Annotated in this window: 12 protein-coding genes; 7 read left to right on the forward strand and 5 right to left on the reverse strand. The window is 41.0% G+C overall.

Annotated elements, in window-relative coordinates; genetic code table 11:
* Nucleotides 1–39 precede the first annotated feature (39 nt).
* Nucleotides 40–984 (reverse strand): lysophospholipid acyltransferase family protein, encoded by a 945-nt coding sequence (locus DX873_RS04740; protein ID WP_313777741.1) that lies wholly within the window; start codon nucleotides 982–984, stop codon nucleotides 40–42.
* Between DX873_RS04740 and DX873_RS04745 the strand changes: the two genes are divergently transcribed.
* Nucleotides 983–1,633: a rhomboid family intramembrane serine protease gene (locus DX873_RS04745; protein WP_116183354.1), complete on the forward strand. Its 651-nt coding sequence runs from the start codon at nucleotides 983–985 to the stop codon at nucleotides 1,631–1,633. The two genes, DX873_RS04740 and DX873_RS04745, sit on opposite strands and share 2 nt — an antisense overlap.
* A 54-nt stretch (nucleotides 1,634–1,687) precedes the next feature.
* Here DX873_RS04745 and DX873_RS04750 read toward each other — a convergent pair whose 3' ends face one another.
* Nucleotides 1,688–2,803 carry a TlpA disulfide reductase family protein gene (locus DX873_RS04750; RefSeq protein ID WP_116183355.1) on the reverse strand — a complete coding sequence of 372 codons (1,116 nt, stop codon included), beginning with the start codon at nucleotides 2,801–2,803 and terminating at the stop codon, nucleotides 1,688–1,690.
* Nucleotides 2,804–2,904: 101 nt separating this feature from the next.
* Nucleotides 2,905–3,402, reverse strand: coding sequence for a hypothetical protein (locus tag DX873_RS04755; RefSeq protein ID WP_116183356.1), 498 nt, complete (start codon nucleotides 3,400–3,402; stop codon nucleotides 2,905–2,907).
* 90 nt (nucleotides 3,403–3,492) lie between these two features.
* On the opposite strand from DX873_RS04755, the gene DX873_RS04760 reads away from it, so the two are divergent.
* Complete coding sequence (locus tag DX873_RS04760; protein ID WP_116183357.1) at nucleotides 3,493–6,408, forward strand: FAD-binding and (Fe-S)-binding domain-containing protein; 2,916 nt, start codon at nucleotides 3,493–3,495, stop codon at nucleotides 6,406–6,408.
* Here DX873_RS04760 and DX873_RS04765 read toward each other — a convergent pair.
* Nucleotides 6,379–7,323, reverse strand: a complete 945-nt coding sequence (locus DX873_RS04765; RefSeq protein ID WP_116183816.1) for a UDP-2,3-diacylglucosamine diphosphatase — start codon at nucleotides 7,321–7,323, stop codon at nucleotides 6,379–6,381. The genes DX873_RS04760 and DX873_RS04765 overlap by 30 nt on opposite strands.
* A gap of 191 nt (nucleotides 7,324–7,514) precedes the next feature.
* Here DX873_RS04765 and aroC point away from each other — a divergent pair, with 191 nt between their 5' ends.
* The 5 genes from aroC to DX873_RS04790 are packed head-to-tail and all read left to right on the forward strand — an operon-like array spanning nucleotide 7,515 to nucleotide 12,997.
* A complete protein-coding gene (gene aroC / locus DX873_RS04770) occupies nucleotides 7,515–8,579 on the forward strand; it encodes a chorismate synthase (RefSeq protein ID WP_116183358.1) in 1,065 nt (354 codons plus the stop codon).
* Between the two features lie 56 nt (nucleotides 8,580–8,635).
* Nucleotides 8,636–9,961 (forward strand): dicarboxylate/amino acid:cation symporter, encoded by a 1,326-nt coding sequence (locus DX873_RS04775; protein WP_116183359.1) that lies wholly within the window; start codon nucleotides 8,636–8,638, stop codon nucleotides 9,959–9,961.
* A 15-nt stretch (nucleotides 9,962–9,976) separates the two neighbouring features.
* Nucleotides 9,977–11,008, forward strand: coding sequence for a glutathione synthase (gshB, locus tag DX873_RS04780; RefSeq protein ID WP_116183360.1), 1,032 nt, complete (start codon nucleotides 9,977–9,979; stop codon nucleotides 11,006–11,008).
* Nucleotides 11,001–11,828, forward strand: a complete 828-nt coding sequence (locus tag DX873_RS04785) for an N-formylglutamate amidohydrolase (protein WP_116183361.1) — start codon at nucleotides 11,001–11,003, stop codon at nucleotides 11,826–11,828. The genes gshB and DX873_RS04785 overlap by 8 nt, the downstream gene beginning before the upstream one ends.
* The gene (locus DX873_RS04790; protein WP_116183362.1) at nucleotides 11,825–12,997 is read left to right on the forward strand and encodes a flavohemoglobin expression-modulating QEGLA motif protein; all 1,173 of its coding nucleotides are present in this window, start codon (nucleotides 11,825–11,827) and stop codon (nucleotides 12,995–12,997) included. Before DX873_RS04785 ends, DX873_RS04790 begins: the two co-directional genes overlap by 4 nt.
* A 43-nt stretch (nucleotides 12,998–13,040) precedes the next feature.
* Here DX873_RS04790 and DX873_RS04795 read toward each other — a convergent pair whose 3' ends face one another.
* Entirely contained in the window at nucleotides 13,041–15,080 is a 2,040-nt protein-coding gene (locus DX873_RS04795) for a mucoidy inhibitor MuiA family protein (protein WP_116183363.1), read from the reverse strand.
* Nucleotides 15,081–15,131: the final 51 nt, after the last annotated feature.

Consider the following 15,131-nt stretch of genomic DNA (forward strand, 5'->3'; position numbering starts at 1 on the left):
AGTGAGAAAAATTGGTTGTCTTAAAGCGCAGTTGGTTATTTATTGAAACTGTTTGGGAACCTTGTTTCTGTGTTTCCATCGTTTATGGGTCCAGAAATAATACTCAGGAGCTTCACGGATAAGTTTTTCAGTTTCAGACAGGAACATTTCTGAGATCCCATAATCAGGAACTTCTTTTGGATTCTCGGTCAGGACCTTGAATGTTCCTTGGTAATGTCCCCTTTTAAGCTTTTTCACTTTCAAGAAAACTGGAATCAGATTATGCTGTTTGGCCAATTCTTCACCTCCAATATGTACAGGAACCATAATGTTCATAAACGGTGCCCAGTGTCTTGCACGACTTACCATGGGTGATTGGTCACTGGCAATGCCCAACATAAATTGTTCTCCGTCCTCAACAGCCTGTTTAATTAATTTTCTACTTTCGTTGGTTCTAATCAAGGTAGTGCCATATTTGCTACGAATATCCCTAACCAACTTATCAAAGTACTTGTTTCCCAACTTAAGATAGATGGCATAGCCTTTTAAGGAGATTCTGGCGTTAAGCGACATGACCCATTCCCAACTGGCATAGTGAGAGGCCATTAAAAGGATTCGTTTCTCGTTTTTTTCCAGTTGGTGTATTACATCAATATTAGTATAGGTAAACCGTTTCTCCATTTCTTTGGCATTGATGCCCATGGTCTTGGCCATCTCCAAGAACATATCGCACATATGCTTGTAGAATTTCTTCTCTATCCGAAGTCTTTCATTTGTATCCATATCCGGAAAAACCAAGGCCAAATTTTCCCGTACTACTTTTTTTCGATACCCAATAATATGGTACAGCAAAAAATACACTCCATCCGAAAGGATGTAAATGATTCTGAAAGGAAGTCTGGAAACCAACCAGAGTAGGGGGTAAGCAAGAATAAATACTACCAGTTGCATATACGATTCTTGTGTGCAAATATAGCTATATTTGAATCCAAATCTTGTTGCCATGTACAATTTACATATTGCCACAATTGCCATTATGGCTGCCAATGTCTTGGTATCCTTGAGAGGATTTAGCGATATTACTTTTTTTGAACGTTACAAATTCAGTATCAGTGGAATTAGAGCTGGACAGCGAGAGCGCACAGTGACCTCCGGTTTCTTACATGTAGATATTTCGCATCTCTTTCTTAACATGTTCACGCTCTATTTTTTTGCCAATGTGGTGATAAATTGGTTTGGTCCGGGAAAATTTTTGATCATTTACTTTATTAGTTTGATTGCTGGGAGTCTTCTTGCACTTTTTTTTCATAAAAATGAACCTCATTATAGTGCAGTGGGGGCCAGTGGCGCGGTAATCGGTATTTTGTATGCGGCTATTCTGTTAAGGCCAGATATGCAACTGGGAATCATGTTTATCCCTATTCCTTTGCCTGCCTATGTTTTGGGGATTGCCTATCTGCTGTATTCCATTTACGGTATGAAAAGTAGGCATGGAAATATTGGGCACACAGCCCATTTTGGAGGCGCTATTGGAGGTTATGTGACCACGTTGCTGTTTAAACCGGATTTGTTCGTAACTGATACATTGATTGTGATCCTCCTGGCTATTCCGATTATTATTCTTTTTGTTCTGGAGAAGATGGGGAAAATATAACCCAACAAAAAAGGCCCATGAAATCATGGACCTTTTCTTAAAATGCTTGTTTTTTTAATTGAGTAGCTCAGCTACTTTTGCTTCCAGTGCCGGACCTCTTAGGTCTTTGGCGACAATCACCCCATTTTCATCTAATAGAAATGCTGCAGGAATAGCATTGATGTTATATAATCTGGCTATAGGATCTTGAAAACGTTTAAGATTGGAAATATGGTTCCAGGTCAAACCATCATGTTCAATGGCTTTTTTCCAATCCTCAGCTCTTGTGTCCAAGGAAACTCCAATAATATTGAAACCCTTGTCGCGATATTTATTGTACACTGAAACGATGTTTGGGTTTTCTGCCCGGCAAGGCCTGCACCATGCGGCCCAAAAATCCACCAAGGTAAGTTTACTGTTATTTTTGACATCGCTAAGTGCCAATACGGAGCCTTCAGGTGTTGGCGCTGAGAACTCCGGAGCTTTGGCTCCTATATCGGTTGACTTTATTTCGTCCAGTCTTTTCTTGAGCATTTCTCCCGGCTCTGAAGCTTTCATTTCAGGGGTAAGCGCATCAAACATTTGTTTGACCTCATCACTGGGTAGTGCTTTTGTGGACATTAAACTACCAATGATCAAAACGGATATCAGTGCATTTGGGTTTTCCTTTGCATAGCTGATATTGAAGTTCTTTACCTCATCTTGTAGTTCAATGAATTCTTCTCTTAAAGCAGTCGCGGTGGCAGTATCCCTTTCCATGGAAGCTACGCGCATATCATTTTGCATTGACATTGCCCGTTGGTTCAATTTTCTTGACTCTTCAAGAAAGCTCATGAAAAGATCGTTTTGCGGCGTTCCTTTTAGTTTGGCGAAATTCATGCTGTCTTTCTGAAATCTCACCTCTATATCTCCGTTTTCCAAAACCACAGGTACACTACCTCTTCCAGATTCAACAAAAATGTAATGAAGTTTGGGTTGAGTCTGGGCACCTTCAAAATTGAAAAGGCCATTTTCAACTGTGGTAGTATCAATATCTATCAATTGATTCAACGAGTCGGTAGTTTTTAGGAAGATTTGGGTGCCATTGTCAAGGTCTCCGGTTACTGTTCCGTTTAGACTGAATCCGGCTGGTTTGGAATCGCACGACATCAAGAAAACAATTCCTAGGGCAAGCACAAGTACTTTTTTCATTCTTTCAAGTTTAAGTTGCTAAGGTATTCATTCCATATGGCATAAAAAAACCCAAGGCCTTTTGAAAATACCTTGGGTTCTTGGTCTTTATTGATGGTTGCTTAGAACTGATAACGTATTCCTAAAGCAATATCAAAATCAAAATCATTGTCAAAACCATCATAGCCCAATAAGCCAATTTCAGGTCTGAAATCAAGTGATAAGAGCAATGGGATATCAAAATTGTATTCGATTCCGATGTCACCTGCCGCAAAAACGAAAAGTCCGTCATCGTCATCGTCAAATCCGGGAGCTGGGTCAAAATCTACATTTCCAAGACCGCCTCCAACGCCATAATACCAATTAAAATTGCCATCAAGAGGGTGAACCCATTGGTAAACCCCTGATAGTTTGAAGGCATCAAAATCCCGACTGTCCCGCCATCCCAGGTTGAACTCGGCCCGGTTGTAACGGGCTATTGATTTTTGATAGGAAATTTCGGCTCCAAATCCATCACTGTCTCCCAAACGCAATCCCAGTGCATGTTCAGAAATGTCCTGCGCGCTCATGGAAGCTGTTGCAAACAAAAAGAGTGTTGTTAATAATGTTGTAATCTTCATAAGTTTCTCGTTTAGTTAAAAAATAGAGATAGCTTTGTATTGTCTTGTGACACTTTTTTAACAGAATTAGTCACCAAAAATTGTTCCAGGTTGGATAAATCTTTATTAAAAAGCCTCTCAGATACGCTGCAGGGAGAACTGTTGTACGATGAGTTGAGTAAGGCAATTTACGCCACGGATGCCTCTGTATATAGAAAACTACCTACTGCCGTTGCCTATCCGAAGAATCCAGATGATATAAAAGCTCTAATTTCTTTTGCCAGAGAGAATAGTGTAGGGCTTATTCCAAGAACTGCTGGCACTTCATTGGCAGGGCAATGTGTTGGAGATGGTATTGTGGTGGATGTTTCCAGACACTTTACCAAAATCCTGCATTTGGATAAAGAAAAAAAACAAATCAAGGTTCAACCTGGGGTGGTCAGGGATGAGCTTAATCAATACCTAAAACCTTTCGGTTTATTTTTTGGTCCAAACACCTCTACCTCAAATCGATGTATGATAGGGGGGATGGTCGGAAATAATTCCTCGGGTACAACCTCCATCCAATATGGTGTTACTCGGGACAAAGTGGTGGCCATGGATTGTATCTTATCCGATAGCTCCGAAGTTTCCTTTTCTGATGTATCTCCGGACGTTTTTGAAGCAAAAAAGAATGAAGGTTCCCTAGAGGGAAAAATATATCAAAGTCTGTATGGTGAACTATCCAACCAACAAAACCTAAAAGAAATAGAGGCAGAATTCCCCAAACCTAGCATCCACCGAAGAAACACGGGTTATGCGGTGGATGAATTGTTGAAGAACAACCTTTTTGGGAAATATGAAGAGGATTTCAACTTGTGCAAACTGCTGGCTGGAAGTGAAGGCACCTTAGCGTTCTCAACGGAAATAACCGTTCAACTGGATGATCTGCCACCGGCATTGTCCGCGATGGTGGCTACGCACTATCATACGCTTCAGGACTCCTTGGCTGATGTGGAACTTGTGATGCAGCATAATCTCCACACCTGCGAGATGATGGACAAGGTAATTTTGGACTGTACCAAGAACAATAGGGCCCAATTGGCCAATAGGTTCTTCGTGGAGGGAGATCCAGCTGCCATATTAATGTTGGAAGTACGGGCTGAAACCGAAACCGAACTACAAGAGCAATTGAATGGGCTGTTGGCAGCTATCGAAAAATCGGGATTGAGTTATGCCAGCCCGGTTTTAAAGGGAAGCGATATCAACAAGGCCATAGAACTAAGAAAAGCTGGACTTGGATTGTTGGGAAACATGGTAGGAGATAGGAAGGCTGTTGCTTGTATTGAAGACACTGCCGTTGCCCTTGAGGACTTAAAGGATTTCATTGGCGAATTCACCAAAATTATGGAAGGGTATGGTCAAGAGGCAGTATACTACGCCCACGCTGGGGCCGGTGAACTTCATTTACGCCCCATACTCAACCTAAAAAAGTCCGAGGATGTAAGTTTGTTTCGTGCAATTACCACGGATGTTGCCAAATTGACCAAGAAGTACAAGGGTAGTTTTAGTGGGGAGCATGGGGATGGAATAGTTCGTGCCGAATTCATTCCTTTAATGATAGGCCAAGCCAACTATGAACTCCTTAAAAGGGTTAAAAGCACGTTTGACCCACAGAATATTTTCAATCCCGGGAAAATTGTGGATGCATTTCCAATGGACGAATCCCTGAGGTATGAAATTGACCGAGTTGAGCCTGAGATTACCACATTGATGGATTTTTCGGATAGTGAAGGGATTTTGAAAGCTTCTGAAAAATGTAATGGTAGTGGGGATTGTAGAAAAAGCCATCATATGGCTGGGGGAATGTGCCCAAGTTATCATGCCACCAAAGATGAGAAAGATACAACCAGGGGAAGGGCCAATGCATTGCGGGAATTTTTGACCAACTCAGAAAAGGCCAATCAATTTAACCATCATGAACTGAAGAAGGTTTTTGACCTATGCCTGAGCTGTAAGGCTTGTGCCAGCGAATGTCCAAGTAATGTGGACGTTGCTGCTCTGAAGGCTGAATTTCTCTATCAATATCAGGAAAGCAATGGATACCCCTGGCGGAGTAAACTTTTTGCGTACAATACCAAGCTCAATGCTTTAGGTAGTAATTTTCCAAAACTTACCAATGCCATTTATGATTCCAGTTTGCTAAGTGGACTGTTGAAAAAAGTCACTGGGATAGCTTCGGAAAGAAGTATTCCCAAAGTCCATCGATTCAATTTTGAAAAATACATTGACCAACAACGGGCCAGCGGAACTAATAAGACTGGTAAGAAAGTGGTCCTCTATTTGGATGAGTTCACCAAATATCTGGATGTTGATTTGGGAAAAGATGCCATAGAGCTTTTGTCTAGATTAGGTTATGATGTGGAGTTGTTTTATGCTGAAAGCGGCAGGACATATCTTTCCAAAGGCTTTTTGAAACAAGCTAAAAGACTTGCTGCCATGAACCTAGCCAATTTGGAACCTATATTGGAACAAAACATTCCAATTGTAGGGCTGGAGCCTTCGGCTATATTGTCCTTTAGGGATGAATACCAGCGACTCCATGATGATAAGGAGCTCTTGGCAAAATTGTCGTCGAGTTCTTTTTTGATTGAGGAGTTTCTTTCCAATGAAATAGCCAATGGACATATTACTTCCGATAGTTTCACCAAAGAAGAGCGAACCATTAAGGTTCACAACCACTGTCATCAAAAAGCTTTGAGCAATCAAAAAGTAACTTTTGATGTACTCAATCTACCGGTTAATTATAAAGTTTCCATTATTCCATCAGGATGTTGTGGAATGGCAGGCTCCTTTGGTTATGAAAAAGAACACTATAGTACCAGTATGCAAGTTGGAGGGTTAAAATTGTTCCCAGCGGTAAAAAAGGCTCCTGAAGGTACAATCATCTCAGCCAATGGTACTAGTTGTAGACATCAAATTAAAGATGGGACTGAAAAAGATGCGTTGCACCCGGTTTCAATCCTGCGACAAGCTTTGGTCGTCTAAAGATTTTTCGTTTTGACGTTCCATTTCAGGGTTTGGTTGTATATCTTGTTGAACGCCGTTTAGATGGCCCTCAATCACCGAATCTTCTTCAATCTGTTTATCAGTAATAGAGGCAATGAGTTCGTTCATGTCCATTTCTTTAAGGTCTTCATCTGCAAAGAATGGAGATAGTCGGTCATGGTTGTAGTGGTAGATTCTCCATCGTTTAAATGAGTACTCCAAAGCCGTCAGGTTTTCAACCCAATCCCCAGAGTTGAGATAAATACAACTTCCGTTCTTGTTTTCGTACCGTTCTTTCTTGGGTTGATGTATATGGCCGCAGATCACATAGTCATAATCGTTCTCTATGGCCAGATCTGCTGCGGTTTTTTCAAAATCATTGATGTATTTAACCGCCCCCTTGACGCTATTTTTTATGCGTTTGGACAGCGAATATTTTTCTCTTCCGATTCTTAATAAGCACCAGTTTACAAAACTATTGATCAGGATGAGTAGATCATAACCATATCCACCAAGCTTGGCCAACCATTTGGCATTTTGAATGGACATGTCAAACACATCTCCATGGAAAAACCATGCTTTTTTACCATCTAAATTGAGCACCAATTTATTGGTCACTTTAAAATTTCCCATTGAAGTGTCACTGAACTTACGCAACATTTCATCATGATTTCCAGTGATATAGTAAACCTCTGTGCCTTTTGAAGCCATCCCGATTACCTTACGGAGCACCTTTAGGTGGGCAGAAGGGAAATAACGTTTACTGAACTGCCAAATATCAATGATGTCCCCATTTAGAATGAGCTTCTTAGGTTGAATGCTATTTAAATAAGCGATGAGTTCATCTGCATGGCAACCGTATGTCCCAAGATGGACATCCGAAATCACTGCCAATTCTATCTTCCTTTTTTTCAATCGTATAGGTTTAAATGCAAAATAAAAACGTAAGAATAAACTGAAAATCAATTCCAAATCAATTATTCATGAGGATATGGTTAAAAAATCATCAACCCTGACAGAAATATGTTATATAAACATTAAGTGGTGGGCTGGTTTTTGAAATCGGACGATAACATCTACCTTTGGGCCTACTGAAATTATTACCAATGGCCGGAAACTCTTTTGGACAACTTTTTAGACTTACAACGTTTGGTGAATCGCATGGAGTGGCCATAGGTGGAGTGCTGGATGGCTGTCCAGCTGGTGTTGACCTGGATATTGAAAAAATCCAATCGGAATTAAATCGAAGAAAACCGGGTCAATCTGCAATAGTTACCCAACGTAAAGAGCCCGATGTTGTTGAAATCTATTCAGGGGTCTTTGAAGGCAAGACAACGGGTACTCCAATAGGATTTGCTATTCATAATACCAATCAGAAGTCCAAGGACTATTCACATATCAAAGATTCTTACCGACCTTCCCATGCGGATTATGTGTATGATAAAAAGTACGGCTTTCGTGATTATCGAGGAGGTGGAAGGAGTTCAGCCAGGGAAACTGCAAGTAGGGTAGTGGCAGGCGCCATTGCCAAACAGTTTTTGGACAATATTAAAATCAATGCTTTTGTTTGTCAGGTCGGGGATATGAAATTGGAGAAAGACTACCGCGACTTGGATTTTTCAAAGATTGAATCTAATCCAGTGCGTTGCCCGGACCCCGAAATGGCCCAGAATATGGAAGATTATATCAAGGCCATAAAAAAAGAAGGGGATACCATTGGTGGGGTCATCACCTGTGTAGTTCAAAATGTACCAATTGGTTTAGGCGAACCTGTGTTTGACAAGCTTCATGCCAATTTGGGAAAAGCTATGCTTTCCATTAATGCCGTAAAGGGTTTTGAATATGGAAGTGGGTTTGAAGGCGTAAAAATGAAAGGAAGCCAACACAATGATGCATACAACCCTGACGGTACTACCATTACCAATAGAAGCGGAGGAATACAAGGAGGAGTCAGCAATGGAATGGATATTTACTTCAATGTGGCTTTTAAACCTGTAGCAACGGTATTGCAAGGCTATGAAACCATCAATAAAGAGGGTGAAAAAGTAACTGCCCAAGGAAAGGGTAGACACGACCCATGCGTTGTTCCAAGGGCGGTGCCCATTGTGGAGGCCATGACTGCTTTGGTCTTGGCAGACCATGTGCTTTTGGCCCGATCGAACAAAATCTAAAAAGGGGTTAGGGCATTTCCGTCCAAAATAGTATCTTACTTTCCTAAAAACCACATATGCGTAAACTAGAACTGCACTGGCAGATCCTGATTGGGATGCTTTTGGGAATTGTATTTGGATTTGTCATGACCCAAGTGGATTGGGGCCAAGGATTTGTATCAGACTGGATTCAACCATTGGGAACCATCTTTGTGAAATTGTTGAAGCTGATTGCAATTCCGTTGATTATTGCTTCTTTGGTAAAAGGTATTTCTGACCTTAAGGACATTTCAAAATTTCGGGACATTGGCCTACGTACGATAGGAATCTATATTGTAACTACTGTGGTAGCAATTACCATTGGTCTGATTTTAGTGAATGTGCTACGACCTGGAGATGGAATATCTGAGGATACTGTGACAAAACTTACAGAAACCTATGCCAGTGATGCAGGGGTAACCTCGAAATTGGAGGAAGCTTCTCGTCAAAAAGATAGTGGACCACTACAATTCTTGGTCGATATGGTGCCCGACAATGCTTTGGCCGCCATGACGGATAACAGTTTGATGCTTCAGGTCATTTTCTTCACGATTTTCCTAGGTATTTCCATGTTATTGATTGGTGAGGAAAAGGCCAAGCCGTTAAAAAACTTTTTTGACTCTCTGAACTATGTGGTTTTAAAGATGGTCGATTTGATCATGCTTTCTGCTCCTTATGCCGTATTTGCACTTTTAGCAGGAGTTGTGGTGTCCTCTAGCGACCCAGATTTATTATTGGCCCTGTTAAAATATACTGGTGTTGTGGTCGGCGGACTTTTATTGATGATAGTGTTCTATGCTATTGTGGTTTCAACTTTTACCAAGAAAAATCCGTTCTGGTTCTTAAAGGAAATAAGCCCTGCTCAGCTATTGGCCTTTTCCACTAGTTCCAGTGCGGCTACTTTACCCGTGACGATGGAAAGGGTGGAAGAGCATATAGGAGTAGACAAGGAAGTATCTAGTTTTGTATTACCCGTGGGAGCTACCATAAATATGGACGGAACCAGTTTGTACCAAGGCGTTGCGGCTGTCTTTATTTCCCAGGCCCTAGGGTTTGACCTTAGTTTTGCAGATCAATTGACCATAGTACTTACTGCGTTGCTGGCCTCAATAGGTTCTGCGGCCGTGCCTGGAGCTGGTATGGTCATGCTGGTTATTGTGTTGGAAGCTATTGGTTTTCCAGCAGATAAGCTAGCCATTGGTTTGGCCTTGATTTTTGCTGTGGACCGACCATTGGATATGTGCCGTACCATAGTTAATGTTACTGGGGATGCCACGGTTTCCATGGTAGTGGCAAAATCTGTTGGTAAACTAGGTGAACCTCGTGTAGAGGATTGGGATGACCATTGGGATGAAGTCAAATAATTAAAATTTTGTGCCATGAACATTTGTTTTTTAATGTATCCATGGGAGGAAATCCAACCAGAGAACGATACCAGTCTGGCCTTGATTCATGAATGCGTGCGTCGTGGGCATGGAGTCGCCCTTTGCACACCTGCCAACCTGACTATTCGGAATAGTGTAACGAGCGCATTTTCTACTGTGATCAACAGGATGGAAAAAGTACCCAGTAGCCTAAAAACTTTTCATAAACAAGCGAGTACACGGGAAGAGATGCTTCCTTTGGCGGGTTTTGATGTGATTTTTATGCGGGCCAATCCCCCTCTGGACCCCTTGATGCTTAATTTCTTGGATTCAGTCAAGGACGATGTGTTCATTGTAAATTCCATTCAAGGACTTCGCGAAGCCAATAACAAGCTGTACACCGCTGCTTTTGGAGATAGTCACAGCAATATTATTCCAGTGACCCATGTGTCCAAGAACAAAAGATACCTGATACAACAGATTAAAGAATCAACAGCGGACAAGATGATTTTGAAACCGCTGAACGGCTATGGAGGTTCAGGTGTTATTCTTATTGAGAGATCGGCCATGTCCAATATTAATTCTTTGCTTGATTTCTATGTAACTAACTCAGATGGAAGCTCTAACTATGTCATACTTCAAGAATATATTGAAGGTGCAGACCAGGGTGATGTCCGTATTTTATTGCTGAATGGCGAGCCAATAGGAGCCATGCGTAGGATTCCAGGAAGCGACGATCATCGTTCCAATGTGTCCGCCGGTGGTTCGGTTGCAAAACATTCCCTGACCAAACAAGAAAAAGCTTTGTGCAAGCAAATTGGTCCTAAACTGGTCAAAGACGGACTTTATTTTGTTGGCATTGATGTGATTGGCGGAAAGCTGGTAGAGGTCAATGTAATGTCGCCTGGAGGAATCACATATATTAACAAAGCCTATAAGACCAAGGTGCAGTGCAAAGTGATTGATTTCATTGAAAGCAAAGTACTCGATAAGCTGCAAGCATTTGATAGAAGGTCCAGATTACGAAGCGAAGTAGAGAATGCGTAAATGTACCCTAGAAGAAATTATCAATTCCATAAAGTCTGAGACTTGTTTTGAAGCAGTTTCGGAAGACTATTCTTTTTCCATAAAAATTGATAGTTACGTCCCTTTTGTCTGTGGAGCAGTACACGATGGGCATCAATTTCGTAAATCCCTTTGGGAAAATTGTTTACACAGCCAATATGACCGTTGGTACGAGGAAGATCCCTGCACTAGGCAAATGGTAAGTACACAACCCATTATCATTGCAGGGCGTGACAGTCGATTTGAGTATGACCTCAATCGTCCACCTGAAGAAGCGGTTTTTGAAACTGCCTGGGGCAAACAACTCTGGAGAACTCCTTTAGTGGAGCATGAAAAAGAAACAAGCCTCAGAAAACATAATAATTTCTATGAGGTTGTGCAGGTGCTGTTTGACAAATTGGAATCCAAATATCCGAAGGTCATTGTTTTTGATATGCACAGTTACAATTGGAAACGATGGGAAAGAGAGGTTCCGACTTGGAATTTGGGAACCACCAATGTGGATAATGATAGATTTGGCGAGTTGATTGAGAGCTGGCGTTCTAAACTGGAAGCCATTCAATTTCCAAACGGGATAAAGTCCTCGGCAAAAATTAATAATACCTTTTACGGGAATGGACATTTCCTAAAATATATCACCAAGAATTTTAAGAATACCTTGGTTTTGGCGACTGAGATTTCCAAAATCTATTGTGATGAACATACCGGGGTCATTTACCCAGAGGTGGTAAGTTCTGTGGAAGAGCAACTTAAGCTTTTGATTCCGGAAATGGTGGATGAATTTGAAAAAGCAAATATATGATCGGAGTAGAGGAAGTGCAGGATTTGCAAAAGGAGTTTGGTAACCTATTTGAAATAGACGCCAATTTGGACCGATTGGTACGAAGGATTGAGCTGTTGAGCTACATCAACCCCTTGAACATTGAAAAGGAAAAACATCGTTTTTTTGCTTCAAAATATACGGCCACACCAAACTTTAAGTACCCTAAGCTTAAATTCAACCCATATAAGTTGCACCGCTTGTTCTTTTCGCAGCGTTTGGAACGTATTACGGATGACCAGATACGGCAATTGTACCAAGAGGTCATCTATTATTATTCCAATATGGTGCAATGTATTGAGACCATTGGCAAGGGTAAAAACTTTTACTATAACTCCCTACGGGTTTATGGTACACCTACCGAGCGGGATGTGCAAAATGCCAGGTATATCCTTCATTTTGCAGACGAACCTGAGTCTTTGGATATGGAAAAAACATTTTCTTCTGAAGAAGCACGGGCATATTTTGAGGAGGCTGCAAAACAGTATGAGTTTCCACTTAAAGTCAAATTTTCGCATAACATTGCCGCTGAGGCCATGGTAAGTAATAGCTCTCAATCCCTATTGATCAAAAAGAACATCAAGTTCAGCAAAAACCAATTGCTCACTTTGGCCAATCATGAAATTGGAGTGCACTTGGTTACCACTTATAATGGGTTGCTCCAACCCCTGAAAATTTTTTCCAACGGATTGCCCAAAAATGTGGAGACTCAAGAGGGGCTCGCCGTGTTCAGTGAATATATGGGAGGGGCACTTACTTTAAAAAGACTAAAAGAATTAGCTTACAGGGTTTTAGCTGCCGATAGTTTAATTAAAGGTTACTCTTTTTCGGATACCTTTGATTTGATTCATGGGCAATACAAACTCAATAAAAACGAGGCTTTTGGTATAACGCTAAGGGCGCATCGCGGTGGAGGTTTTACCAAGGATCATTTATACCTCAGCGGACTCAGAAAAATTTACAAGCGCTATCAAAAAGAAGAAAGCTTGGATGTCCTACTCACAGGAAAGGTGGCTTTGGAGAATGAGGACACTATCAAATACCTAAAAACCTTGGGATTGGTTCAACCTATTACACATCAATGCTATTCATTTACCCAAAAGTTGAACACCAACAAAACGTTGGATTTTATCTTGAACAACTTAAAGTAAACCAGGAAACCCAAAGTTTTCGGATTTCCCAGTTTTTATGTTCTTAAAGTGAAATATACCTTCCTCTTGGGTATTTAACCTTGAAGGAGAACTGTTCCTTTTTGCTTTCTTTTGGAGACAGGGCTAGGTTCCAGGTCAATAATCCTTTTTTTGAATCAAATTCCGCATTATTGGTGATGATATCATCCACCTTGATTTCCTTATTTTGGGATTTGGGAATACGGTCCATCACTTTTAGGTTAATGGATATATTTTTATTGTTCTTGATTTCCAAATTGTAGGTTCGGTCCAGAATCCTGTTGCTTCCTGTGAACGATTTACTTTTGAAATTACGGTCTTGCTGTCTGGAAACAGTTATGTTATTGTCCATTCCCAAGGAAAGAACCATTTCTTTTTTGGTGGTATAGGGGTCCAAGGTGGTTTTTCCGGCATAGGCATCCTCAAAGTAAATATTGGCTTCGCCAGGTAGTAGTTGGTGTTGCTCCCAGTCCTTGAAGCTTGCGGTAAGAAAAACATTTTCGTCAATCACGGGTGCAGCAAAATACTCGTAACTGGCAGGCATTTTAAAGCTGTTGATTTCAATTGCAGTGATATCACCATCTGAAGTAATGGAGTACGGTTTTTTGATAACAAACTCTGTTTTGGTGGCACCTTCTTTTGTATGGCTTTTTTTGGTGGTGATTACAACCACACCATGGACTCCTCGGGAACCGTAAATGACCGATGCATTGTCTCCTTTAAGAATCTCAATGTTTTGGATTTCATTTGCATCAAGATCTCCTTCAGAAAATCCACTCATGGGGATACCATCAATAATGTAAAGAGGTTTAGGAGGTAATTTTTGTTCCTGTCTTGTGGTAAATGAATTGGCTCCTCTAATTCTTACTCCTGTAGCACTTCCAGACAAACCTCCATAGCCAGTTACAACTACTTCGTCCAGCTGTGCTGCGTCTTCTTCCAGACTAATGTTCATAATTGAGGAATATAGGGGCAACTCCTGGGTATGCATGCCAATGTATGAGAAGACCAATTCCTGTCCAAAGGGAATGTCCAGAGAATAATTACCGTCAAAATCCGTGGATGTTCCGTGACTAGTTCCCTTTATGACTACGTTGACACCCGGCAAAGGTAATCCGGAATTATCTGTAACCGTCCCTACCACTTTTTTTACATTGGGATTAAAAGCATACCCCTTTTTCTTGGCAGCGGGGGAGTACCTTCTTTGGTAAGAACTTACAAAATTCAGGTATTTGGACTCCAACCGGGGTTTGGCAATATTATAATTGGGATTTCCAGTGGAAAGTACCACCTTAACATTGTTCCAATCCTGTCCTGTTTTCTGGTATACATTGGCTTTGTATGCCAAATTAAGTGGGGTATTAAGTCCAGAGGATTTAATATCATAATTTGGGACCCAACCCGCATCCTGCACCAAATAGCTCAGGGTTACATCTAAAGATGTAGCTATAGGCGCGCTGAACTTTATGATGATTTCCCCTTGTTGTTCTTCAGGAGCATTGTTCACCTCAGCTAATTGTTTTTGGAGTGCTGTGATTTCCATTTTTAATGCATTGATATCCAAATTGGCAGTAAAAATTTCATTTTTGATAGCCGTAATCCTTTCACGGTAATACTGGCTTATCTGCTTTACCTTTTCCAGGCTTAGAGCTTGGTTGTCCGTGCTTACCAGTCGGTTTGTGGTAATCACCTTTTGCTCTTCTTCCAAACCGGCTATGGTATTGTTAAGCAGGGCAATCTTGAGTTCTAAACTCTTGATTTCGTTTTCCCACTGCTTCACCTCGGGATTACTTTCATTTTGGTCCAGATAATTGATATCATAGCTTATGGATAGAATGCTCACAGCATTGAGCCCAGAAATTTGAATACTACTTTCATCAATTTTATGGGATAGTCCCGTGAAAACAACCTGATTGTTGCCCTCCTTGAGTTGACAACTAGCAGTTCTGGTAATCTGTGCGCCGCTTAGATATACGGTGACCTCTTTTATTTTTGAAGGCACTTCAGAATCATGGGCAAAACAAACAAATGGGAAAAACAATAGGAGTAGAACAAGATTTTTCATAACGGTGTGGTTTAAGTTATGATTCAAACCTATACCAAAACGTATCTCCAA

The sequence above is a fragment of the Flagellimonas nanhaiensis genome, from assembly GCF_003382275.1.
Classification (GTDB): Bacteria; Bacteroidota; Bacteroidia; order Flavobacteriales; family Flavobacteriaceae; genus Flagellimonas; species Flagellimonas nanhaiensis.

Excerpts from the sequence above, each read along its gene's own strand:
- DX873_RS04745 (WP_116183354.1), top strand. The coding sequence starts at position 983 with ATGTACAATTTACATATTGCCACAATTGCCATTATGGCTGCCAATGTC.
- aroC (WP_116183358.1), top strand. The coding sequence starts at position 7,515 with ATGGCCGGAAACTCTTTTGGACAACTTTTTAGACTTACAACGTTTGGT.
- DX873_RS04790 (WP_116183362.1), top strand. The coding sequence starts at position 11,825 with ATGATCGGAGTAGAGGAAGTGCAGGATTTGCAAAAGGAGTTTGGTAAC.
- DX873_RS04750 (WP_116183355.1), bottom strand. The coding sequence starts at position 2,803 with ATGAAAAAAGTACTTGTGCTTGCCCTAGGAATTGTTTTCTTGATGTCG.
- DX873_RS04755 (WP_116183356.1), bottom strand. The coding sequence starts at position 3,402 with ATGAAGATTACAACATTATTAACAACACTCTTTTTGTTTGCAACAGCT.
- DX873_RS04740 (WP_313777741.1), bottom strand. The coding sequence starts at position 984 with ATGGCAACAAGATTTGGATTCAAATATAGCTATATTTGCACACAAGAA.
- DX873_RS04795 (WP_116183363.1), bottom strand. The coding sequence starts at position 15,080 with ATGAAAAATCTTGTTCTACTCCTATTGTTTTTCCCATTTGTTTGTTTT.
- DX873_RS04775 (WP_116183359.1), top strand. The coding sequence starts at position 8,636 with ATGCGTAAACTAGAACTGCACTGGCAGATCCTGATTGGGATGCTTTTG.
- gshB (WP_116183360.1), top strand. The coding sequence starts at position 9,977 with ATGAACATTTGTTTTTTAATGTATCCATGGGAGGAAATCCAACCAGAG.
- DX873_RS04785 (WP_116183361.1), top strand. The coding sequence starts at position 11,001 with ATGCGTAAATGTACCCTAGAAGAAATTATCAATTCCATAAAGTCTGAG.